Source organism: Prosthecobacter sp. (assembly GCF_034366625.1).
In the GTDB taxonomy this organism is placed as follows: Bacteria; Verrucomicrobiota; Verrucomicrobiia; order Verrucomicrobiales; family Verrucomicrobiaceae; genus Prosthecobacter.
Genome location: NZ_JAXMIH010000010.1, coordinates 71438 through 93593, shown reverse-complemented (window position 1 = coordinate 93593; position 22156 = coordinate 71438). Strand labels below are relative to the sequence as shown.

18 protein-coding genes are annotated in these 22156 nt (G+C 60.9%); 9 read left to right on the top strand and 9 right to left on the bottom strand.

Annotated features, from left to right (window positions below):
- Nucleotides 1-4: 4 nt before the first annotated feature.
- From U1A53_RS12825 to U1A53_RS12810, 4 genes are all read right to left on the bottom strand, one after another.
- A complete protein-coding gene (locus U1A53_RS12825) occupies nucleotides 5-1033 on the bottom strand; it encodes a TIM barrel protein (protein WP_322281446.1) in 1029 nt (342 codons plus the stop codon).
- 215 nt (nucleotides 1034-1248) lie between these two features.
- A complete protein-coding gene (locus U1A53_RS12820) occupies nucleotides 1249-2826 on the bottom strand; it encodes an arylsulfatase (protein ID WP_322281445.1) in 1578 nt (525 codons plus the stop codon).
- Between the two features lie 17 nt (nucleotides 2827-2843).
- Nucleotides 2844-3080, bottom strand: coding sequence for a hypothetical protein (locus U1A53_RS12815; protein WP_322281443.1), 237 nt, complete (start codon nucleotides 3078-3080; stop codon nucleotides 2844-2846).
- A 176-nt stretch (nucleotides 3081-3256) separates the two neighbouring features.
- On the bottom strand, nucleotides 3257-4726 hold the full coding sequence (locus tag U1A53_RS12810) for an alpha/beta hydrolase-fold protein (protein ID WP_322281441.1): 1470 nt from the start codon (nucleotides 4724-4726) through the stop codon (nucleotides 3257-3259).
- A gap of 150 nt (nucleotides 4727-4876) precedes the next feature.
- Between U1A53_RS12810 and U1A53_RS12805 the strand changes: the two genes are divergently transcribed.
- From U1A53_RS12805 to U1A53_RS12790, 4 genes are read left to right on the top strand one after another with little or no spacing between them, the layout of a single operon-like run.
- Nucleotides 4877-5590: a hypothetical protein gene (locus U1A53_RS12805; protein WP_322281439.1), complete on the top strand. Its 714-nt coding sequence runs from the start codon at nucleotides 4877-4879 to the stop codon at nucleotides 5588-5590.
- The gene (locus U1A53_RS12800; protein ID WP_322281437.1) at nucleotides 5587-7086 is read left to right on the top strand and encodes a hypothetical protein; all 1500 of its coding nucleotides are present in this window, start codon (nucleotides 5587-5589) and stop codon (nucleotides 7084-7086) included. The genes U1A53_RS12805 and U1A53_RS12800 overlap by 4 nt, the downstream gene beginning before the upstream one ends.
- Nucleotides 7083-7829, top strand: coding sequence for a hypothetical protein (locus U1A53_RS12795; RefSeq protein ID WP_322281435.1), 747 nt, complete (start codon nucleotides 7083-7085; stop codon nucleotides 7827-7829). The genes U1A53_RS12800 and U1A53_RS12795 overlap by 4 nt, the downstream gene beginning before the upstream one ends.
- Nucleotides 7830-7834: 5 nt before the next feature.
- Nucleotides 7835-9151 carry a polysaccharide deacetylase family protein gene (locus U1A53_RS12790; protein WP_322281434.1) on the top strand — a complete coding sequence of 439 codons (1317 nt, stop codon included), beginning with the start codon at nucleotides 7835-7837 and terminating at the stop codon, nucleotides 9149-9151.
- 265 nt (nucleotides 9152-9416) lie between these two features.
- Here the strand turns inward: U1A53_RS12790 and U1A53_RS12785 are convergent, their stop codons facing one another.
- On the bottom strand, nucleotides 9417-9971 hold the full coding sequence (locus U1A53_RS12785) for a hypothetical protein (RefSeq protein WP_322281432.1): 555 nt from the start codon (nucleotides 9969-9971) through the stop codon (nucleotides 9417-9419).
- 825 nt (nucleotides 9972-10796) lie between these two features.
- On the opposite strand from U1A53_RS12785, the gene ffh reads away from it, so the two are divergent.
- The 3 genes from ffh (at nucleotide 10797) to lpxB (ending at nucleotide 14414) form a co-directional block, all read left to right on the top strand.
- Nucleotides 10797-12233: a signal recognition particle protein gene (ffh, locus tag U1A53_RS12780; protein ID WP_322281431.1), complete on the top strand. Its 1437-nt coding sequence runs from the start codon at nucleotides 10797-10799 to the stop codon at nucleotides 12231-12233.
- Between the two features lie 103 nt (nucleotides 12234-12336).
- A complete protein-coding gene (locus tag U1A53_RS12775; RefSeq protein WP_322281429.1) occupies nucleotides 12337-13290 on the top strand; it encodes a Gfo/Idh/MocA family oxidoreductase in 954 nt (317 codons plus the stop codon).
- Nucleotides 13287-14414: a lipid-A-disaccharide synthase gene (gene lpxB / locus U1A53_RS12770; RefSeq protein ID WP_322281427.1), complete on the top strand. Its 1128-nt coding sequence runs from the start codon at nucleotides 13287-13289 to the stop codon at nucleotides 14412-14414. Before U1A53_RS12775 ends, lpxB begins: the two co-directional genes overlap by 4 nt.
- 5 nt (nucleotides 14415-14419) lie before the next feature.
- Here lpxB and U1A53_RS12765 read toward each other — a convergent pair whose 3' ends face one another.
- From U1A53_RS12765 to U1A53_RS12750, 4 genes are all read right to left on the bottom strand, one after another.
- Nucleotides 14420-16882, bottom strand: coding sequence for a glycogen/starch/alpha-glucan phosphorylase (locus U1A53_RS12765; protein WP_322281425.1), 2463 nt, complete (start codon nucleotides 16880-16882; stop codon nucleotides 14420-14422).
- A 24-nt stretch (nucleotides 16883-16906) separates the two neighbouring features.
- Nucleotides 16907-17611: a 16S rRNA (cytidine(1402)-2'-O)-methyltransferase gene (gene rsmI / locus U1A53_RS12760; RefSeq protein ID WP_322281423.1), complete on the bottom strand. Its 705-nt coding sequence runs from the start codon at nucleotides 17609-17611 to the stop codon at nucleotides 16907-16909.
- Nucleotides 17612-17701: 90 nt separating this feature from the next.
- Nucleotides 17702-18211: an LPS assembly lipoprotein LptE gene (gene lptE / locus U1A53_RS12755; RefSeq protein WP_322281422.1), complete on the bottom strand. Its 510-nt coding sequence runs from the start codon at nucleotides 18209-18211 to the stop codon at nucleotides 17702-17704.
- A gap of 61 nt (nucleotides 18212-18272) precedes the next feature.
- Nucleotides 18273-19616 (bottom strand): tetratricopeptide repeat protein, encoded by a 1344-nt coding sequence (locus tag U1A53_RS12750; protein WP_322281421.1) that lies wholly within the window; start codon nucleotides 19614-19616, stop codon nucleotides 18273-18275.
- 110 nt (nucleotides 19617-19726) lie between these two features.
- Between U1A53_RS12750 and U1A53_RS12745 the strand changes: the two genes are divergently transcribed.
- Together U1A53_RS12745 and U1A53_RS12740 are read left to right on the top strand one after the other, a co-directional pair.
- Nucleotides 19727-20635, top strand: coding sequence for an alpha/beta hydrolase (locus U1A53_RS12745; RefSeq protein WP_322281419.1), 909 nt, complete (start codon nucleotides 19727-19729; stop codon nucleotides 20633-20635).
- A gap of 67 nt (nucleotides 20636-20702) precedes the next feature.
- Nucleotides 20703-21971 (top strand): glutamate-5-semialdehyde dehydrogenase, encoded by a 1269-nt coding sequence (locus U1A53_RS12740; RefSeq protein ID WP_322281417.1) that lies wholly within the window; start codon nucleotides 20703-20705, stop codon nucleotides 21969-21971.
- The last annotated feature ends 185 nt before the right edge of the window (nucleotides 21972-22156 follow it).

Sequence of the window (22156 nt, the reverse complement as noted above, 5' to 3'; positions counted from 1 at the left end):
TACTTTACCAGCCGTGTGCGTCGCGCACCTTGATCATCGCGGCGAGGATCTTGTTCCAGGTGTCCGGCGTTTCGAGCACGGCGTTCGGGAACATGCAGCCATCCCAGCAGATGTGCTGGATGCCACGGGCGGCGGCGTCTTTGAGCCAGTAGCCGGAGGCCTTGGTGATGTCGAGCTTGCCATTGGGATCGTCCGCCTGGCAGTGCTTGCCGGTCTTGTCGTGTGAACCAGCACCGTGGACGGTGCCGTCGTTCTGTGCGACGTGGAAGTCGATGGTCCAAGGACGCAGCTTGTCGGTCATCTGTTCGTAGGCGGCCCAAAACTCGGCGTCGCTGTAGCCTTCTTTGAGAAGAGCATGCTCGGGTGCGTTGTAACCGAGGGTGTAGAGGTAGGTGTGGGCGAGGTCGGCCTGGAAGCCGAGCGCGTTCGGCATGCCGACGCCTTCGAGGACATCGAGCATGTCTTTCCAGGAGTGCATGCCGGCCCAGCAGATTTCACCTTCGGCGGCAAGGCGCTCGCCACTGTCTGCGGCGATGCGGGCGGCCTTCTTGAAGGTGTCCACGATGCGGGCGGTGTTCGCCTTCGGGTTCTCGCGCCATTTGGCCACGCCGAACTCGGCGGAGTCGATGCGGATGACGCCGTATTTGCGGACGCCGTGCGCATTGAAGATCTTGGCGATGCGGCAGGCCATTTTCACGGCGCTGAGGAATTTCTCCTGCTGCGCGTCGTCGCCCATGGCGGAATCACCGACGGTGCCGGGCCACACGGGAGCCACGAGGGAGCCGACGCTGAAGCCTTTGCTGGCGATGAGATCGGCGATCTTCTTGAGTTCGTCGTCGCTGGCCTCGGGATTGGTGTGCGGGAGGAAGAGGAAGTAGTCGATGCCTTCGAACTTCTGGCCGCCGACATTGGCCGCGGCGCTGAGATCGAGCATGCGCTCAAGGCTGATCGGGGGTTCCTGGCCTTCGCCTGTGCCTTTGCCGACGAGGCCGGGCCACATCGCGTTGTGGAGTTTGGGTGCGGAGTTGCTCATAGTAGATGCTTGGTTTGGGAAGCGAGGCCGCGAGGTTAGCGGGCAGGTTTACGAACGCACGAGGAAAATGCGGCGAATTGACGGGTTGGAGGGAGATCAAAAATGACGAAACCAGAATGGCGAATGACGAAGGAATACCGAAATCCCAATGGCGAACGCCTTCGGTTATTGGTCATTCATTCGATTTTCCTCATTCTGGTTTCGTCATTCGCCGCTCACTTGGCCTTCTTCTTCGCCTTCGCGATGGGAGTCGGTTTGCGCAGCACGACCTCGACCGCGTTCTGCTGCGGCGTCCCCGGCGTGCTGCGGCCATTGGCGACGATTTTTTCGAGCTGGGCGGTCATCTTGGCGACGATCTCGGGGTTCTTGTCCTGCACGTTGGTCTTCTCGGCAATGTCGCTCTCCAAATTGTAGAGCTGTGTGTTCGGCAGACCTTTCTCGCCGGGCGAACCGGGCCGCGGATCGCTCCAACCGCCGGAACCGGCGCAGAGTTCAAGTTTCCACGCACCTTCACGCAACGCAAAGGAGCCGTTGATGGAATGATGGATGATGCTCTGACGTGTGGCCTTGCCGGATTCGCCCAGCAACACTGGTAGGAAGCTGAAGCTGTCCTCAGCGGCGTTGTCGGGGAGTTTGACACCCACGATTTCAGCAGCGGTGGCGGTGAAATCGGTGAGGCAGGTCAACTGGCCCGTGGTCTGGCCGCCTTTGACCTTCGCGGGCCAGCGCGCGATGAAAGGCACGCGATGGCCGCCATCAAAGATGTCCGCCTTGTGGCCGCGCATGACGCCGCTGGGATTGTGACCCTTCGCGATAAGCTCGGGGAAGTTCGCCTGCGGGGAGCAGCCGTTGTCGCTGGTCACGATGATGAGCGTGTCCTTGGCGATTCCAGCTTCTTCCGTCGCGCGCATGATCTGGCCGATGGCGTCGTCGGTTTCCATGACGAAATCGGCGTAGAGGCTGAGGCCGCTTTTGCCCTGCCACTTCTCGCTCGGCAGGATCGGAGTGTGCGGTGAGTTCAGCGGCATGTAGATGAAGAAGGGAGCGCCCTTCTTCGCTCCGGCGGACTTCTCGTCGATGATCTTCAGCGCACGCTTCGTGAACGATGGCAGCACATCTTCTCCACGGAAACCGGGGGAGCCGGGGCCTTCGCGGGTGAAGCTCATCTTGCCGCCCGAGCCGTTCATGGCGAGCTTCATCGTCTCGGTGGGAGTCGCTGGCACACGGTCGTTTTCGATGAAGCAATACGGCACCATGTCCAGCGAGGCGCTGATGCCGAAGTAGGTGTCAAAGCCGACGCTGGTGGGGCCGTTCGTGATCGGCTGGGTGTAATCGACGTTGTTCACCTGGCCTTCTGATTCGATGCCAAGTTCGGTGACATCGCCCTTGCGCACCCAGTCCATGCCGAGGTGCCATTTGCCGACGCAGTGAGTCGAGTAGCCTAGCCCTTTGAGCATGCTGGCGACGGTCAGGCGCCCCTGCTCGATCAAACGCGGGCTCAGACCGCCGAGCACGCCGCTTTGCAGCTTTGAGCGCCAGGCGTAGCGGCCGGTCATCACGCCGTAACGCGTCGGCGTGCAGACGCTGGAGCCGGAATGCGCGTCGGTGAAGATCATGCCCTCCTTCGCGAGACGATCCATGTGCGGCGTGGCGATCTTGCCTTCGGGATTGAGGCATTTCACGTCGCCGGTGCCGAGGTCATCGCAGAGGATGAAGATGATGTTCGGTTTGTCGGCCGCAGAAGCAGCGACGGCGACGAAGGTGAGGCAAAGCAGGGCCAGGAGTCGGTTCATGGTCCACTGGAACGCGTTCAGCCTTCCGAGCTATCGAGATATTCCAGCGCCTTCGAGAAACTGGCCTGCGTGAGGAAATGATTCAGCCGTGGCGGCAGTTGCGCGCGCAAACGCTGATGCTCGGCCATGATCTCCTCCGAGACGTTTTTGAGCGCTTCCAGATGCGCCGCCGCATCGCGATCCCGAAACGCATGATCGGCGATGAGATCGAGGCGGCGTTGCAGGAGCGTGCGGAGTGAAGCGAGGTCGGACATGGTGGAGTGCGAGTATTCCACTCGCCTGGCTTTCCTGTCGAGTGGCAAGGCGGGAGCGCGAGTATTCTACTCGCCTGACTTTCCTGCCGCGTCGCACGGCTAGAGATGCAGCGAAAGCGCTCAATCGCATTCGAGAACGCTGGGCCGGACAAATGGCGAGTAAAATACTCGCGCTCCTACAGCTTCGGCGGCGCGGGCTTGATCGGTGGCTGCTGGCCGCTGACGACGCCTTTGGCTTTCGTCGGGCGTTTGTAGTTTTTCCAGCCGCAGGCGATGTACAGTTCACTCATGTCCTTGCCGCCGAAACATACATCATGTGGCTTTTCTGGGGTCGGGATGATGAAGTTCACACGACCTGCCTGATCACAAACTTGAATGCCAAGACTGGTGGCAACATAAAGACGACCTTCGGTGTCCACACACATTCCTCCTTCACTACATTGTCCCATCGAAGTCATTTCGAGTCTGTAGAACATCTGAAGATGCTTTGATGCACCGCTCGGCTGCACCTGGGCAGAAAAGACTGTGTTGGTTCCTCGCAAATTTAAGTACACAATCGATTGGTCAGGCGAAAGAGCAGTGTGCCCGTTAGGCAGGGGCTTGGCACCCAAGTAGCGACCTTCAGAGTCTTTGGAGCGGGCATGTCGATCTGTGCTTCGATCAACGACACCGTCAGCGGATACTTTGAGGTACTGTGCATTCACAATCAAAGAGTCTGCCCACCTGCCCCCTGCATCCACCACCTCATACCCCTTCCACTTCGACTCGCCCTTCGGATTCGCTTTCACCTCTATGTCCGTCTGCCAGTCGCGCCAGAGCCAGCGCATCACGTCGGGGAAGATTTGGGAGGCGTGTTTGGCGTTGTGGCCGCCTTCGCCCCAGGCGTGGTTCACGTCGTAGCCGGCCCAGGTGAGGCTGCGTTCCATCATCTGGTTGGCCATCCACCAGTCGCCGCAGTAGAGGTTGTTGTCGCCGGTGCCGCTTTGCAGGAAGACGCGGAGGGGCTTGGGTTCAAATTTGCGGACGAGGACGGGCAGTTGATCGGCGCCATGTATGCCGACGTAGGTGCCGACACCGGTGAACACGCGACGGAAACGGTCGGGGCGATGCCACGCGGCCATGAAGGCGCAGATGCCGCCGCTGCTGTTGCCGGAGATGGCGGCGTGATTCGGATCGGTGCTGAGTTTGAGGCCGTGCTTGGACTCGATGGCGGGCAGGAACTCGTCGATGAGGAACTGCGAGTAGGTGGGCGTGATGCTGTCGTACTCGTAGCTACGGTTGAAGCGCGGCAGGGCGTTGTCATTCGCGGCGGGAACGACGCCTGGCTTGATGAAGATGCCGACGAGCGGCGGGATGTCCTTTTTGGCGATGAGATTGTCGAAGACGACAGGCGCCTGATAGATGACACCGTCCTGGAAGACCATGAAGGATGCGGGTTGCGTTTTGTCGAAACCGGCGGGCAGGTAGATCTGGTATTCGCGCTGCGTGCCGGGGAAGACGCTGCCTTCCTTCGCAGTGTGGTTGTCCTTCAGCATGGTGCCCTTCGGCACGTTCGGCTGCGGCTGGGAATCGGCGGTGAGCGGGAACTCGGGCTCGGCGGCGAGAGCGATGCGAGTGAGGAGCAAAAGAGCGAGGATGGAGCGCATTTGGCATGCTGGCAGAAGCGGAATCGGGCCGCCAGCGTGATTTTCTCCGGGTGGGGTGCATTCCCCATTCCACATGGCTGACTTCCGGCTTGTTTCAACGGGTGCTCCGGCTAGCATCCCCTTCTCCTTCCAACCCCTTCTTTCTCACGCGTGAAACCCGCTCTCGTCCTTGCATGCACGTTCATCGGCATGGGGCTCGCCATGTCGGTCCCGGCGGCGGAGAAGCGCACGGATGATCCGGGCGCGAGCCAGGAGATCGCCCTGCTGCGGCTCGGCTACGAACGCAGCCTCATCGAATCCAGTCTCGCGCCGGTGAAGCAGCAGATCACCACGCTGGCCGGTTTGGAAAAACAATTCGCCGATGCCCGCGATTACGACGCCGCGATCACCGCGCGCGACGAGCGCAAGCGCCTGCAAAACGAGCTGGGCCGGCTCGACAAGGAACTGCTGCTGCTGCAAACCCGCGAACGTGCGCTCAAGACCGCGATGCTGCCGGAGCGCATCAAGCTCCCGCTCGACTCCGCCACCTTGAGCGATCTGCGACGCGAAGGGGGTGCCATCACCGGCTGGTCAAAGATCGGCGCTGCCGCCACCTGGAAGCTGCCCGCGCTGCCGCCCGGTGGTTACGAGGTGATGCTGCGCTATCGCTGCGGTGCCGCGGAGGGCGGCCAGTTGTTGATCAAAGAGGCTCGTTTCACGCTCACCACGACCATTGAAACCACGCTCAAAGGCCCCGAGGAACGCAACGCCGGCACCCTCAAGGTCAGCGACGGCTCCGGCACGCTCACCCTCGCCGCGCAATCACTCGTCACCAACAACCTGATGCAACTGCTGGCCGTGGAACTGGTGCCCGCATCCCGATGAAACACCGCCTGCCAGTCTGGATCACCGCCCTGCATGCCTGCGCCTGCCTGGCCTTGCATGCCCAGACGGCGCCCTCGGAGCCGGACGCGCTCATCGCCACACGCGCGGCGTTTCTGCGTCAGGTGATGGCGGACTCACAGCTCCTCACCCAGCAATACGAGCGTGCGCTGGCCAGGACGGAAGCGGAAGTCGCCGCGACGGGAGATTACGAAGAGGCGCGCGCCATCCGCCAGCGCCGCGAGCAATTGCAGGCGCTGTACACCGGCACCGTGTCCAGCCTCGCCACTCCCCTGCCCTTGGCACAAGCAAGACTCACAGGTTCCGCCCAAGCCTCGGGCGAAACGCTCGGCGGCTGGCGCTCGAACGGCAGCGGCGCTGAGTGGCTGAACTTCCGCATCCTGCCCGGTCGCTACCATCTCGAATTCGAGGTCAACATGAGCGACGCACCCGTGGCCGGCAGCATCTACGCCTCGTCCAAATTTCAGCCGCAGCAGAGCGCCCTGTTTGAGTTCAACGAAGTCACGCTGCTGGGCAATTCCTCGGAAAACCGCCGCACCTTTGAGATCGCCCGCAGCACGGATGAGACCACCTTCGTCACCGTGCGTGTCGGCCCGCTCAACTTCAGCCACAGCCCGGTCACGTTGCGTTTCGCCACCACTGCCGGTTATCCCGCGAACATCATCCGCATTCGCAATCTGCGTCTGGTGCCCGTCACCGAGGAAACCGCCGTCCCGGTGGCCGCCACCATCCTGACGAGTTCCACCACGGCCATGCAGCAGGCCACCGCCACGTTGAAGGCGGCGCTCGACACGGCCAGAAAAAACGCCGCCACCACTTACCTCGCCGATTTGCAGAAGCTGGCCATGGGCAAGACTGCCTTGAAGGAACAGATCGAGGCCGAAACACGCCGCATCCAGCGGCTCAGCGATCAAAAAACCGGTCCCACCGGCCTGCGTGCCATCGCCACGGGCGGCAGCCTTGATGGCTTTGAAGACATCAGTGACGCACGTCTTGCCGATGAGGAACCCTTGTCTGGCGAGCGCTTCAACGTGGTTCACGAAGGCCGCACCATCGCCGTGCGCCTGCTGTGGATCGATTGCGCCCCGGTGGATGAAAAGGATCCTGGCGTGAAGCGATTCGCGAAGCACTTCAACATGGATGACGAGGATGCCGTGGCCGTGGGCCGTGACGCACGCGAATTCACCGCCGGTTACCTGCACGACAAGCCACTGCGGCTCCTCATCCGCCCGGATCGTGACAAGGACGGCACCCAGGCCGCGCTGCTGTTCCTGCCGGATGTCGGCTTGTATCAAAACGTGCTCGTCGATCACGGACTCGCCGCCGTGGTGCCGCCGTCACGCGATGAACGACGCAGCGCCACGGAGAAGGCCTTCATCGCAACGCTCAGCGCCCGTGAAAACGCCGCCAAAAAACGCCAGCCTGCCCCCGGAGCCTGGGCGCTCTCGGCGGAAACGAACGGAGGGAAAGCCCCATGATGCGCCTGCTCACGCTTGTCTTTTGCCTGGCACTGCTGGTTCCTCCCTCCGTGGCCCAGCAGCCTGCTCCACCGGCCGCCATCACACGTCTGCAGCAGATGGAAGGCATCTATCAGAAGGAACTGAGCGCACGGCACATTCCACTGCTGGGCAAGTATCTCGTCGAATTGCAGCGCCAGGCCGCCACCGCCACCGACAAGACCGCCTATGAGGCCGAAGTCACGCGCATCCAGCAGGTCATCAGCGCGGGTGGTGTGCTGGACCTCATCGCCATGCAGCAGTCGCTCTCGGGAGCCATGCCCATGCCCGCGCCACCGCCTGCTCCCATTCCCATCGAGCGCAAGCAGGCGCTCATCGCGCTTTCCCCCGCGCTGGCACAGACCGTTTCACCCACGCCTGCCGCCAATGCCGAGACCGCCACCATCGGGGAGGCAGACTGGCGCATCGAACTCATCGCCGCCGGCACCTACGACATCCTGCTGCAATATGCCTGCCCCGAGCTTGCCGCGCCCTTGACCATCCGCGTCGAATTCAACGGTCAGACGGTCGAAAAGGAACTGGCCACTGACCGTGCCACCAAGGACGCGCAGACCTTCCGCATCCTGCGCCTCGGCAGCCTCACCTTGACCGGCGACCATCGCGGCGAAACACTGCGCCTCAGCGCCGGTGACAAAACCAGCCCGAAGCTCATCCTCAAAAGCCTGCTCATCACCCGGCCGCGACCTGCCGCCCCCAATCCCTAGTTTCCATGCGTTTTGCCTCTCTCATTCTCCTCGTCCTCCTCGCCCTCGGCACGCTGCCCTCCTGCAAGCGCATTGAGGACAAGCTGCGCCGGCTTGCCGAGCAGAGCGGCGTCACCCCCAAACCACCGCCACCGCCCAAACCTGCCGAACCCGTCCTCACCCCCGAGGAACAGGCCATTGAAAAGAAGCTGCAGGAGTCCGCGCTGCTCGCCACGGCCGCACCGGAGCCCGACGTTCCCAAAGCCACGGCCTTCGAGCTCAACAAATCCTCCGTCGTCTCCATCCTCGGCTACCACGACTTCCGCGAGCGCGGCGGCAGCCCCATGCTCATCGCCTCCACCAAGTTCCGCGAGCAGATGCAGGCCATCAAGGACTCCAAGATCCCCGTCATCTCACTCAGCGATGTCATGGCCTGGAAGAAGGGCGAGAAGAACATCCCCGAAGAAGCCATCGTCATCACCATGGATGACGGCTGGGAGGGCGTTCACACCTATGCCTATCCCGTCCTGCGCGACTTCGGCTTCCCCTTCACCGTCTATCTCTACAAAAAGTACGTCAACATCGGCGGCCGCTCGCTGAGCTGGGACCAGATCAAGGAGATGATGCAGCACGGCTGTGAGATCGGCAGCCACAGCGTCTCGCATGAAAGCCTCAAGAAGCGCCCCCGCAGCGCCAAGACCGAAGCCGACTTCCAGCAGTGGGTGCTCGGTGAGCTGAAGGACTCGCGAGATTTCCTGGAGCAGAACCTCAAGATCAAGGTCACCTCCTTCGCCTACCCCTTCGGCATCTTTGACGATGCCATCATGGAGACCGGCTTGCAGATTGGCTACGAATCCCTCGTCACCGTCAACGGCCAGAAAGTCACCTGGGACACGCCCAACGGCAAACTCGGCCGCTACATCATCCACGGCGACAGCGACACCAACTTCAAGCTCGCCACCAGCTTCCGTGGCCGGGGCGATGTCGGCTCCAACAAATTCCTCGTCGCCGATGCCAAGAACGAGAAGGGCGAGCAGCTCATCCTGCTCACACCCAAGCCCGACGCCGTCGTCGCCAACCGCATGCCCGTCATCGAGGCCGATTTGAAAAAGATCGGCACCCTCATGCCGGAGAGCATCAAGCTGCGCATCGCCGGACTCGGCACCGTGCCCGCGCACTACGACCCCGCCACCATGATCGTGCGCTTCCAGTTCCCCTACAAACTGCGCCGCGAAGAATGCGCCGTCAGCCTCAGCTTCCAGCGCGATGCCACCCAGCCCGCCGAAGTCGTGAGCTGGCGCTTCAAGATCGACCTCGCGGCGGCTTATCTGCCAGCGCCGTAGCTGGCCCCTCGATCCTCCGCCGCTTAGCCACGTCCCAGAAGACGCGGAGATTCGCTGCCAGCCGCAGTGCTTTGCACAGCGATGCAGGCGGGTGCTCAGGAGACTTGGAGACATCGCTTTGATCAGGAGGGAAATGTTGCCTGGCTTCACCATCCCTGCGGGCAGCCTGCGGCTGGCTATCTCCGCTGCGCTCCGGTTCCTGCATTTCCGACTTCGGCAAACCGGGACGTTTGCCCTCCCATCTCACCCTCTCCACTGCTCGTTGCTACCAACTGCGATCCCAATGGTACCAGCCTTCCGCAAAGGGCAGCTTCGTATAGCTGTCTTCGCCAATGACGGGGGGTGATGATTTCGGAGCAAAGGCAAATCCGGCATGGTCGCCGAATCCGCTGTCGCATGTGATAAAGCGAACCACACCGTCAGGCAGCATCTCCGTCCTCTCACGAATCAGATAGAGACCCACCCAGATCCGGGAATCACGTTCGGGGTCCTTCATCGACTGAACATAATGCTCCAACGAAGGTCGGGATGCCATGAAGCGAAGATAAAAGGGCACCTTACTATGGGAGATGACGACCGCAAGAATCAAGGCCAGTGGCTCGATGGCCCAATAAGCGAGTCTTCGGCGTTTAGTGACCACTCCAAATCGTGACTTCCATGCATAGACGAGAAGTCGAATCACCCACGCAGATCCCCAGACAACGTTGACGCCGTAGCAAAGAAAAAACACACCCTCGTTCCACCCGGCATCCGAATGGGCAACAGTCACGAAAAGCACCCACAAGATCGACCCCAGGAGCGCCAGTGATGGCAGCTTCATGGCGGTGAGCCTAGGGGCATGGGTGAATGCGCGCTTCATGTGGGTATCCGAGGAAACACAATCCGCGCGACTCCGTCAATGCGGTTCTCCTCATCCCCACTTCTCCCAGTCTCCATGTCTCCTCTTCTCCAAGTCTCCGGCGCAGCCGTCTCCTCCTCTCTCCACCTCGCGCCTGTCACGAATCGTCACCTGCCCCTTTCCTGTGACCCTTTCCTGCGTCACCCCAACTCGACCAACCCGAGGGCTGATTCGATCAACCCGATGATTGGCTCGATCAATCCTACGGCTGGCTCGATCAACCCAATGGTTGATTCAATCAACCCGACGGTTGGCTCAATAAATCCTACGGCTGGCTCAATCCACCCAAGGGCTGATTCGATCTACCCGACGGCTGACGGAGCCGACACGGCACAAGGACGTGATTTTCAGAGGTTTGACCGCCTCTCACGGCCGCAGGGCCTGGTCGCCGGTCTTTCCAACTCTTTTCGGAGGATGCGCTCATGGCCCTGTAGTCCAGCCGCCGTTGACGCGCACCTCGGCGTAGATGCCGGTGTGCCCGTCCTTGAAGATGAACTGATCCTGGCGCTGCGGAGGTAGGGCGCGTTGTCCTCAACGCGCCGCCAAACCCGGCCGCTGGGGACCAGCCTCCCTACCTTGGGGGCGTGAGACAGGCAGCCTGCCTGTGCTTTCAATTCTAAGTTTCCGAGCCCACAGGCTGGCAGCCTGTGTCACTCACGGGCGCGTTGTCCGAACGCGCCCTCCTGAGCTTCGCAGTTGCCATGCGCGGGCATCTGCCGACTATCCAGCGCTCCCTTTTATCTCCCGATGTTCTCCGCTCTCTCCGAAAAACTCGAACTCGCCTTCAAAAAGCTGCGTGGCCAGGGCCGCATCAGCGAAGCCAACGTCAGCGACTCCATGCAGGAGATCCGCATGGCCCTGCTGGAGGCCGATGTGGACTTCAAAGTCGCCAAGGATCTCGTCGAAAACGTCACCAAGCAGTCGGTGGGTGCCGAAGTGCTGCGCACCGTCTCCCCCGGCCAGCAGATCGTCAAAATCTTCCACGATGAACTGGTCAAGCTGCTCGGCAGTGATGCCAGCGCGCTGAACCTCGACCCGCCGCAGCGCATTCTGATGACCGGCCTCAACGGTGCCGGTAAAACAACCACTTCCGCCAAGCTGGCGAGCTGGTTGAAAAAACAGGGCCGCCGTCCGTTGCTCATCGCTCTCGATTTGTACCGCCCTGCCGCCATCAAGCAGCTTCAGGTGCTCGGTCAGCAGCTCAACGTGCCGGTCTTTGCACCTGCTGAAGGCGAAACCGATCCCGTCAAAGCCGCGAAGGCGTCACTCGAATGGCTCAAGGCGCAAGGCAGCGGCATCGCCATCTTCGACACCGCCGGTCGCCAGGATCTCGATGAAGAACTGCTCGCCGAACTCAAACGCGTGCGTGCCGTGGTGCAGCCGAATGAAGTGCTGCTCGTCGCCGATGCCGCCACCGGCCAGCAGGCCGTGAACGTGGCCCAAAAATTCAACGACGCCGTCGGCATCACCGGCTTGATCATGACCAAGCTCGATGGCGACGCCCGTGGTGGTGCGCTGCTCTCGATGCGCCAAGTCACCGGCTGCGCGGTCAAATTCCTCGGCGTCGGCGAAAAAGTCGATCAGCTCGAAGTCTTCCATCCCGACCGCATGGCGCAGCGAATCCTCGGCATGGGCGATGTCGTCGGCCTTGTGGAGAAAGCGGCGGAAGAAATCGACGAGAAGGAGGCGATGAAGCTCGCCGTGCGCATGCAGTCGAACAAATTCGACTTCACCGACATGCTGCAGCAGATGCGCATGATGAAAAAGCTCAGTTCTGGCGGCATGGGGAGTCTGCTGGGCATGCTCCCTGGCATGGGCAAAATGAAGGACGCCATCGGTCCCGATGCCGACAAAAAACTCAAGCACACCGAGGCGTTGATCCTCTCGATGACGCCCAAAGAGCGCCAGCGACCCGAAATCATCAACGGCCAGCGCCGCAAACGCATCTGCAACGGTGCCGGTCGTCCCGTGATGGAAATGAACCAGCTCCTCAAGCAGTTCGAGATGATGAAGAAGCTCATGAGCAACAAAGGCATGATGGCTCAGATGATGGGCGGCATGATGGGAGGCGGCGGCGGTGGTGGTGGTGGCATGGGCGGCCTCGGCAGCATGCTCGGTGGCCTTGGCGGCGGCGGCAAAATGCCCAAACTCCCGCCGGGCATGAAGTTCCCTGGTAAATTCTGAAACAGAAGATAACGAAGAAAACAAAGCCCTGAATTTTTGATCTCCGTTAACTTCGTTATCTCCTGTAAAACGATTCTAATTTTTCTCTCCCAGACTTGTCCTCATGAGTTCCCCTTTCCGCATTGGAGTCGCCGGTGTCGGCGCAATTGGCAAAAACCATGCACGCATCATGGCGGAGATAGCCGCGAAGAGCGGTGGTGCGACCACCTTTGCCGCCGTGTATGACGCTGATCCCGCGCGTGCCGCTGAATTCGCCGCACAGTATCAAACCCACCCTGCCAGCGACCTCGAAGACTTCGCCCAGCGCGTTGATGCCGCCACCGTGGCCGTTCCGACCATTTACCACCGCAGAGTCGCCGAGCCGCTCATGCAGCGTGGCATTCACGTCATGGTGGAAAAGCCGATCAGCGAGTCCTACGCCGAAGCGCAGGCCCTCATCGAACTCGCCAAGGCCAAAAGCGTCATTCTCCAGGTCGGGCACATCGAGCGCTTCAATCCAGTGCTCCGCCAGCTTGAGGAACGCATGAACAACCCGCGTTTCATCGAAGCGCATCGCCTCTCCCCCTTCCCCAACCGCAGCATGGACATCGGCGTCGTCCTCGACGTGATGATCCATGACATCGAGATCGTTTTGCATCTCGTAAAGTCGGAACTCATCCAGATCGATGCCGTGGGCATCCAGGTGCTCACCAAACGCGAGGACATCGCCAACGCCCGCCTCAAGTTCGCCAACGGCTGCATCGCCAACATCACCGCCAGCCGCATCAGCCCCGAGAAGATGCGCAAAATCCGTGTCTTCCAGAGCGAGAGCTACCTGAGCCTCGATTACCAGGAGCAGAGCGGCTGGATCTATCGCAAGGACGGCATGCAGATCGTGCGTGAAGCCGTCGAGGTCGAAAAAGACGAGCCTCTGAAGCTCGAAATCGCCGCCTTTGTCGAATGCGCCCGCCATGGCCGCCGTCCTGTCGTCACTGGGCAGGAAGGCGCGGAGGCAGTGCGCATCGCGCTGGAGATCACCGATCAAATCGAACGCAACGCTGCTCTGGCCACGCCATGAACCGCATCTTCATCATCGCAGGCGAAGTCAGCGGCGACACCCATGCCGCCGGACTCCTGCGTGAGTTGAAGACACTGGAACCCGACCTGAAAGTCGTCGGTCTCGGCGGACCGAAGATGCGCGAAGTGATCGGCGAGAGCATTGAGGACTGGGTCGAAACGGCCGGTGTGGTCGGTTTGTGGGAGGTGGTGAAGATGTACCGCTACTTCAAGGAGAAGCTGGATGGCGTGCTGGACTCGATCCTCGATCAAAAGCCCGAAGCGGTCATCCTCGTCGATTATCCCGGCTTCAATCTGCGGCTGGCGAAGGCGCTGCGCCTCGGCGGCTACAAAGGCCGCCTCCTCTACTACATCAGCCCACAGGTCTGGGCGTGGAAGAAGGGCCGCGTGAAGACAATGGCCCAAGTGCTCGACCTCATGATCTGCATCTTCCCCTTCGAGAAGGAGTTTTATGAGAAGAGCGGCCTGCGCACCGAATTCTGCGGGCATCCGATGGTGGACCGCGTGGTCACCTTGAAACGTGAATGGAAGCGCGAACCCGGCCTCGTCGGCTGGTTTCCTGGCAGCCGGCTCAATGAAGTGCGTCGCTTGTTCCCGCTCATGATGGATGCCGCGAAAGCGATCAAACTGGCGGTGCCGAACGCCCGTTTTGCCGTTTCAGCCGCGAACGAGACGCTGGCGGGCTTCATGCGTGAGATGGCGGAGGAGCATGGCATGCCCGAGGCGAAGCGCTGGATCGAGACCGGCACGGTCTATGATCTGATGCAGCGTGCCGAGGCCGGAGCCGTGGCCTCCGGCACCGCCACGCTCGAAGCCGCCTGCTTTGGCCTGCCCTACACACTGATCTACAACGTGAGCTGGCCCACCTACATCATCGCGAAGCTGGTGGTGCGCATCAAGCACCTCGGCATTATCAACATCCTCGCCAAACGCGAGGTGGTGCAAGAACTCGTGCAAGGAAAGCTCAATGCTGACACGCTGGCCAGAGCCACCGCCGACCTGCTCACCAGCGAATCAAAGCGACAGCACATGCAAGGCGAACTCGCCGCTGTGGTGGCGACACTCGGTTCCGGCGGCGCGTATGCACGCGTGGCCAAAGTGGTGCATGAGTCTCTGGCAGCCTAGCCGCCTCAGAGGCTGACCTGAGGCAGCTTCCACACGTGCTTCGCGTATTCGAGGATGGTGCGGTCGCTGCTGAATTTGCCAACACGGGCGGTGTTATGAATGGCCATCTTCTGCCAGTGCTTCTGGTCGCGGTAGGCTAGATCCACTTTGGCCTGGCTGGCGGCATAGGAATCGTAGTCCGCCATGACCAGGAAAGGATCGCCGTGCGTGAGCAGGCTGTCGCGCAACGGTTTGAACTCGTCCTGATTGCCGGTGAAGTAATCCGAAGCCAGCCAGTCGATGCTGAGGCGCAGATCTTCACTGGCGTGGTAGAAATCCCATGGGTTGTAGCCCTTGGCATACAGCTCGGTGACTTCCTCGACGGTGAGTCCGAAGATGAAGATGTTTTCCGGGCCGACCTCTTCGAGGATCTCGACATTCGCACCGTCGAGCGTGCCAATGGTAAGAGCGCCATTGAGCGCGAGCTTCATGTTGCCGGTGCCGGAGGCTTCCTTGCCAGCGGTGGAGATTTGCTCGGAGAGATCGGCGGCAGGAATGATGCGCTCGGCGAGGGAGACGCCATAGTTCGGAATGTAGATGACCTTCAGCTTGCCATCGACACGCGGATCATGATTCACCTTGGCGGCGAGGGCATTGATGGCGTGGATGATGTTTTTCGCGAGGTAATAACCCGGAGCCGCCTTGGCGCCGAAGATGAAGACACGCGGGGCCATGTCGATCTGCGGATTGGCGATGATCTTGCGGTAGAGGCTGACGATGTGCAGGAGATTGAGGTGCTGGCGCTTGTACTCGTGCAGACGCTTGATCTGCACATCGAACAAGGCGTCAGGACTGACGCAGACACCGCAGGTGTCCTGAATGATCTTGGCGAGGTGTACTTTGTGACCGCGTTTGATGGCCTGGAAGCGCTCACGGAAGGATGAGTCGTCGGCAAAACGATCGAGAGCCTTGAGTTTCGTTGAGTCCTTCAACCAGCCTTCGCCGATGGATTCGGTGATGAGCGCGGAGAGCTGCGGATTGCACACATCAAGCCAGCGACGGAAGGTGACGCCGTTGGTCAGGTTGAGGAAGCGCTCGGGATACAATTCAAAGAACTCCGGGAAGAGACGTTCACACAGCAGCCGCGTGTGCAGCGCGGCGACACCGTTGGTGGCATGGCTGCCGAGGACGGAGAGATGCGCCATGCGGACGTGTTTGCCGCCACGCTCTTCAATGAGGGAAAGGTTGCGTTTTTTCTCCGCATCGCCCGGCCAGCGTGTCTCCACATCACCTTCGAGGAAGCGTTTGTTGATTTCGTAGATGATCTGGAGATGGCGTGGCAGCACACGGTCGAAGAGCGCGGCACTCCAAGTTTCGAGAGCCTCGGGAAGCAGCGTGTGATTGGTGTATGAGAAGGTTTTCTGGCAGATGTCCCAGGCCTGGCTCCACTCGATCCCCTCGTCATCCACGAGGATGCGCATGAGCTCGGGAATGGCGACAGCCGGATGCGTGTCATTGAGCTGGACCGCCGCCTTGGAGGGGAACTCGCTCCATGGCAGCTCATAGCCGCCTTTGAAACGACGCACGATGTCTGCCAGGGAGCAGGCGACGAAGAAATACTGCTGCACGAGGCGGAGTTCCTTGCCGCTTTCCGTGGCATCGTTCGGGTAAAGCACCTTGGAGACAGTCTCGGCGATGGCTTTTTCTCGCAGGGCCTCGACGTAGCTGCCCTCGTTGAAGACCTTGAAGTTAAAATCTTCATCCGCCTGCGCCTGCCAGAGGCGCAGCACGTTCACCGTGCTGCTGTCGTAGCCGACGATGGGAATGTCCCACGGCAGGCCGAGCAGGCATTTCGTTTCGATCCATTCGTGGTGCGGCTGGCCGAACTCGTCGAATTTTTGAATGACCTTGCCATACAGATGCACGGTCTGGCGGTAGGACGGGCGGGCGATCTTCCACGGGCTGCCATCGCGCATCCAGGCGTCGGGATGCTCGACCTGTTTGCCGTTCACGAACTCCTGACGGAAGAGGCCAAACTCATAATGGATGCCGTAACCGATCGCCGGAAGGTCCAGGGTGCTGAGCGAATCCATGAAGCAGGCCGCGAGACGACCGAGACCGCCGTTGCCGAGGCCCATGTCAGGCTCCTTTTGCACGAGCACATCGAGATCCTTGCCCATGTCCGCCAGCGCTTCTTTCGTGGCGTCATAGATGCCTGCATTGCGCAGGTTGTTCTCCAACAGACGGCCCATGAGATATTCGAGCGAGAGATAATGCACACGACGGACTCCCTGCGCGCGATGCTGCCGGCGCGACTGCGTGGCACGCTCCATGACGCGATCACGCACGGCGAGCGAGGTGGCGACATACCAGTCGTTCTCACTCGCGGTTTCGATGTAGGCCCCGAGGGTGAAGCGCAGATGATTGGTGATCGAAAGCTTGAGGCTGTCGGAAGTGTTGAGGACGGCGCAGTTGGCGAGGGCTTCCATGAGTGTTCTTTTTTAGAAATGAATTTACCAGACGAGCCACTTGGGAGACTCGACCGGAGCGATAAGGAGGGTGATTTCGCCCTTGGGCGGTTTGACTTGAAAGTGAGATAGCAGGATGCCTGCCGTGCCACGCCGGAATTCCTCGAATTTTTTGGTCAGTTCACGTGCCACCACCACGCGACGCTCAGGCCCTGCCTCAGCCAGGATGGCCAGCGTGTCCACGAGCCGGTAGGGGCTCTCAAAGTAGATGCTGGTGCAGTCGCGCTGAAGAGCAGCGGTCAGTTCGGTGGCGCGCGCGCCTTTTTTGTGCGGCAGGAAACCGCCAAAGTAGAATGGTGTGGTGGGGAGACCCGACGCGGCGAGCGCCGTGAGCACAGCGCTGGGTCCAGGAATGCCCTCCACATGCAGCCCCCCCGCAACGGTGGCTCCGACGAGCCTCTGCCCCGGATCGGACACGGTGGGCATTCCCGCATCGGAAATCAGCGCCACACTGCCGCCCTGGCGCATGTGATCGAGCAACTGCGGGATGCGCTGCGCCTCGTTGTGCTCATTCAGGCTGATGAGCCGCGCGCGGATGTCGTGGTGTTTCAGCAGCATGCCGGAATGGCGGGTGTCTTCGCAGGCAACCAAGTCAGCGGCACGCAAGACATCGAGCGCGCGCTGGGTGATGTCACGCATGTTGCCGATGGGGGTGGCCACGAGATGCAGGCCCGGTTTCAGCCGGCCCATGGAGGCCACAGGCTCTAATGGCGCATCCTCTTCACTCTGGATAGGCTCTGGGGGTAAATCCTGCTCCGACGGCATGAGACGGACAGGCGGTTACCAGCCCTCGGAGACTTCATCCGCCACATTGTAGGCGAGACGTTGTGCGGCATCTTCGAGCAGCTGGGTTTCCGAAAGCTGAAGATTGGCATCGAGAATGATGTAGGAGTCAGCCGAGGCGCTTCCATTGTGGAGCACGGTTCCCGACGCAGCATCCTTGATGACGTAGCTGCTGTTGAGAGTCGCCATAATCTGCGAGGTGAGCAGGATGTTGTTGCGGTCCGAACGGAACTGCGAGCGGGTGATCTGCTGAATATTGCCCTCCAGCACCGCCTCGGCATCGCTCTTGGCGACAATTTGATACGAGCCGTGGTTTTGCAGTTGCTTGATGACCGCATTCGTCACCAGCACGGCGAGACGAGGTTCAAGCGTGAGATTTTTAAAGGTCGGCACCGCGATCTTGGTGATGTTGCGCAGGTGGGCAGGCTTTTGGCCGCCGAGGGTGTAGCCCGCACAACTGGAAAGCAGGAGGCAGACGGGGGCCAGCAAAAGGAAAATCTGTTTCATCCAAAAAAGTTTGAGAAGTGATGCCATCCAGCATGGCGTGATTGCCATGTCCGCGCAAGAATTATGACGCAGGCTTCACCGTCGGCGGTGGCGGCACCGGCAGCTTGTTGCCGGAGGCAGGAGGAGGCGGGATCAGCGGCTTGTTCGGAACCGGAGGCACCGGCAACAGCGCGGGTTTTTCCGTCTCTGGCACCGGCGGCAGCAGTGAACCCGCACCTGGCATCGTTGCACCCGGGCGCAACGGCAGCATGGGCTCCTGCAGGGGGATGGGCATGAAACCCTCATCGCCCGTGCGCATCCTGGGTTTCTGGCTCAGACGGGCCAGTTCCGGCGCCAGCGGGCCAACATAATCATCACGCGTTTTCAAATTCTGCGCCGTGAGCGCTGTGTAATCCTGTCCCGGACCCTTCTTCGCATCTGCCACGCCTTCGGGATCGGTGGCGGCGAGTTCAGCGAGCAGCGTGCGGGCTTCAGCCGAGACTTCAGGCGAGCCGAACTTCAGCGCCTCGTTGAGGTAAATCGCCGCCGCCTTGGTCTTGCCGATGCGCTTGTAAAACTTCGCCACGGTCAGCGATTGATTGGCCTCCGCCGTGTTCACCTGGCTGAGAATCATCTCCGTCTCCTGCTTGCGCTCCCCGGCGGGATTCGAGGCGATGTAAGTGCGAAGCGCGTCACGTGCGGCGAGCAGGTTGGAGGCGTCCTCACTGCGCTGGGCGGCGATGTTGCTGATGGAGCCGATGCGGAACTGCGCTTCGGCCGCCTGCGAGGTGTTGGGGTAGTTTTCCACCACCTTCTGATAGGCGGCGACGGCCTTGTCCTTCTCTTTCATGTCCTGCTGGATTTCAGCGATGCTGAACTGCGCCAGCGGAGCGTACTTGCCGAAGGGGGCGTTTTTGATGATCTGCTCGTAAAACCCGATCACTTCCGAGGTGTTCAATTTCATCGGCAGCAGCAGCAGGCCGCTTTGCTTTTTGCCACCTTTCGCCTCTTCGGCGATTTCATACTGCTTTTCGATGGCCTCGGCGAACCGGGGACTGTCACGGTAGGCTTGAATGAAGGCCTGAAATGCCTCGAAGGCAGCATCCATTTTGCCCACATGGCGGATGATGAGTGCATTTTGAAAGGACGCCTCCCCAGCGCTCACTGTGAAGGGATATTTCTTCACGATGGCCTGGTACAATCCCTGCGCCTTGCCTGCTTTGCCGGCATTGTGCGCCAGCCGGGCCTGCGCGAGCAAGGCCGAGGCGGCGGCTTCCTGAGTATCACGCTCGCTGGCCATCGGCACCACCTTGTCCTTTTTGCCGAAAATGAACTCAAACAAGGCAAAGGAAGGGGTCGTCAGAGACAGGAACGACAGGGCACACGCCAGGACCACTGGCAGGCGGGCAGAAATGGGGGGGATCATCGTTCCGATAGTATGTTCTGGTTAAGCATGCGTCAAGGTTGCAACATGCCCATCTCGACATCCTTTTGCGGCTCTTGTTTTGCCCTTTTTCCCGGCTTATGAGGCCCGTCATGCGTCTCTCCTGCCTCATTGCCCTAGTCCTCCCTGCCCTGGCTCTCTGTCAAAGCCCCGCCGGCTTCCAAGTCGTGCGCAATCTCGACTATGTTGGCAAGGGCAACCCACGCCAGATGCTCGACCTCTACCTGCCTGAGACGAAGACCACCAAACCACGTCCGCTCGTGGTGTACATCCACGGCGGCGGCTGGGAAAACGGCAGCAAGGACCAAGCTGGCGTGCTCATCAATCTCATCAAGGACACAGCCTATGCCGGAGCCAGCATCAACTACCGCCTCACTAACGAGGCCATCTGGCCCGCGCAGCTTCATGACTGCAAAGCCGCCATCCGCGCCCTCCGCGCCCATGCTGCGGAGAACCAGATCGACCCGGACAAGATCGCCGTCTTCGGCATCTCGGCCGGCGGGCATCTCGTCAGCCTGCTCGGCGTCACCGGCGGTGTGAAGGAACTGGAGGGCGAGCTGGGCACGAACCTCGGTCAAAGCAGCCGCGTCACCTGCGTGCTCGACTTCTGCGGCCCTTCAAACTTCCTCACCTTCGCCGGTGAAGGGACGATCATCAATGTGGACGATCCCAAGACTGGGCTCTCGAAGCTCATCGGCGGCACGGTCAAAGAAAAGCCCGACGTTGCTCGCAGCGCCTCTCCCGTCACCTACATCACCAAAGATGACGCCCCCTTCCTCATCATCCATGGGGACAAGGACAACATCGTCCGCTATGCCCAAGCCACCGAGTTCGACGCGGCGCTCGAGAAGGCCCAGATTCCCGCCACCCTCCTCACCGGCACCAACGGCGGCCACGTCTTCTTCAGTGCGCCACTCTTCGAGCACATGCGCCACTTCATCGACCGCCATCTCCTTGGCAAAGACGTCCAGATCCCCGAAGGAGCCGTTCCTTCCAAGTAGAGCATTGTTCCGTTTGCTGCTTGCCATCCACCAAGAACGAGGAACTAAGAACCAAGAACCTTTTTTGATGACCGATTCCGAAATCCAGTCCGCCATCCTCGACATGGGCCGCCGGGCCCGTGCCGCCTCCTACGCCCTCGTCAAACTCTCCACCACGCAGAAAAACGCCATCCTACATGCGATGGCCGATGAGATCCGTGCACGACAAGAAGTCATCCTCGCGGCCAATGCCCTCGACCTCGCCCGTGCCGAGCAAAACGGCCTCAGCAAGGCCATGATCGACCGCCTCGCGCTCGATCCAAAGCGTTTGCAAGACATCTCCGACGCCTTGCATGAAGTCGCCGCCCTGCCCGATCCCGTCGGTGAGCAGCTCCGCGTCTGGACCCGCCCCAACGGCCTCCACATCCGCAAAGTCCGCGTTCCCATCGGTGTCATCGGCATCATCTTTGAATCACGCCCTAACGTCACGAGCGACGCCGCCTCGCTCTGCTTCAAAACCGGCAACGCCACCATCCTCCGTGGCGGCAGTGAGGCCATCGACAGCAACCGCGCCCTCGCCGCCGCGTTGCAGGCCGGTGGCGAACGCGTCGGTCTCCCGCCCGACAGCATCCAGCTCATCCCCTTCACCGACCGCGCCAGCGTCGAGCACATGGCGAAGATGGATCAATACCTCGACCTCATCATTCCCCGCGGTGGCAAAGGCTTGATCGAAAAAGTCGTCGCCTGCGCCCGCATGCCCGTCATCAAGCACTACGACGGCGTCTGCCACGTCTATGTCCACGCCGATGCCGATCTGCAGATGGCCGCCGACATCATCGTCAATTCCAAGTGCCAGAAGCCCGGCGTCTGCAACGCCCTCGAAACCTTCCTCGTCCATCAGGACATCGCCGCCTCCTTTTATCCGCTCATCGGCCAGCGCCTTGTCGAAGCCAAAGTCGAAATCCGTGGCGATGCCACCGCCTTGCAGCACCTCGGCGTGCCCGCCCAAGCCGCCACCGAGGAAGATTGGACCACCGAATACCTCGACCTCATCCTCGCCGCCAAAACCGTCAGCGGCTTGGATGAAGCCATCGCCCACATCAACCGCCACGGTTCCCACCACACCGACAGCATCATCACGCGGGATCGCAGTGCCGCCGAACGCTTCCAGCACGAGGTGGACAGCGCCGTCGTCCTTCACAACGCCAGCACGAGATTCAACGACGGCGGCGAATTCGGCTTCGGTGCCGAGATCGGCATCTCCACCGACAAACTCCACGCCCGCGGCCCCATGGGCCTCGCCGAGCTGTGCAGCTACAAGTATCTCGTGGATGGCAGTGGTCAGACGCGCGTGTAACCCACTGCAAGTGATCCTCCTCGTCCTCCTACTCGAACTCGTCCTCGATGGATGGGTCCTCTTTGCCAGGAGCCAGGATCAAGCCTCCATACTTGGCATCTGAGAAACGCAGGAAAAGAGGAAAGCAGCGCGGCGCACAATCTGCATCGGAGCGCTGCGGACTGAAGTCCGCGCTCCACGATTCC